The 1,013-nt window shown below is 58.9% G+C and carries 1 protein-coding gene and 1 pseudogene; both read left to right on the forward strand.

From position 1 onward, the window contains the following. Positions 1-267: 267 nt before the first annotated feature. Positions 268-558 (forward strand): annotated as a pseudogene (locus tag E3O45_RS04325) (IS21 family transposase); the annotation flags it as partial. 251 nt (positions 559-809) lie between these two features. Further along, positions 810-1,013: hypothetical protein (locus E3O45_RS17840; protein ID WP_206750274.1), on the forward strand; the 204-nt coding region annotated here is incomplete at its 3' end.

A 1,013-nucleotide genomic window follows, 5' to 3' on the forward strand; every position in this document is an offset into this window, starting at 1 on the left:
AAGTGGCACCGCACACTGGAAAACGACGGCTTTGCCGCGCTGACCAGCGAAAAACGTGGCCCGAAGGGTGGCTCCAAACTCACCACCTCGGTCATTACGCGCATTCAGGTGAATATTGGCTTCCAAGGGAGCCGGGGGCGGTGCGGCTAAAGGCCAGCCCTCGGAATCATGAATCGTGTCGTTCAGAGCCATAGTTGGCGTGGTTGAGAGCCACCTGCAAAGCTCCTTCCACCACGTGAGGGCCACGTGGTGGAAGGAGTACCGATAATGGGACGGAAGATCAAGGCGAAGCTTGTCTTGCAATTACAAAACCAAGGCTTGTCTGGCCGGGCGATCGCGTCGGGGCAGGGCATCGCACGCAATAGCGTCCAGGTGGTGCTCGAGGCGGCGGACCGACTCGGCGTCGGCTGGGCTGACGTCGAGGAGATGCGGGAAGCTGAGGTGTATGCGGCGTTGTTTCCGGGTCGCGGAGTGCACGAGTCCGTGTTCGCGCAGCCGGATTGGGGTCGGGTTCACAGTGAATTGGCCCGGGTCGGAGTGACGTTGAAGTTGCTGCATAAATATTGGCTTCCAAGGGAGCCGGGGGCGGTGTGGCTAAAGGCCAGCCCTCGGAATCATGAATCGTGTCGTTCAGAGCCATAGTTGGCGTGGTTGAGAGCCACCTGCTGGCGAGCAGCCCTTGAAGGTAGCGCGAGTCCGGCGACACGGTAGCAAGATTCCGGGAACACGGTAGCGCTGATGCTGCCAATCTGCTCTGCTGTGGAACGACAACGTGCAAGGCGTTGTCGTTCCATTGTTAGGGGTGGGTCATGGCGGATTATCGGAAAATATTGAGGTTGTTGCTCGAGGGGCGGAGCTATCGCGACGTCGTGGAGATCGTGGGGTGCTCGCATCGCGACGTGGCTCTGAGCTGCTGCGGATATCTCGGACAGTGGGCCCTCTTAAAATGGGGCGTTACTGAAAGTAGAGATCAGCATGACCGCATCGCGGAGAAAATTTACCCAGGAGTTCAA

It is taken from the genome of Cryobacterium sp. TMS1-20-1 (genome assembly GCF_004402355.1).
GTDB lineage: Bacteria > Actinomycetota > Actinomycetes > Actinomycetales > Microbacteriaceae > Cryobacterium > Cryobacterium levicorallinum.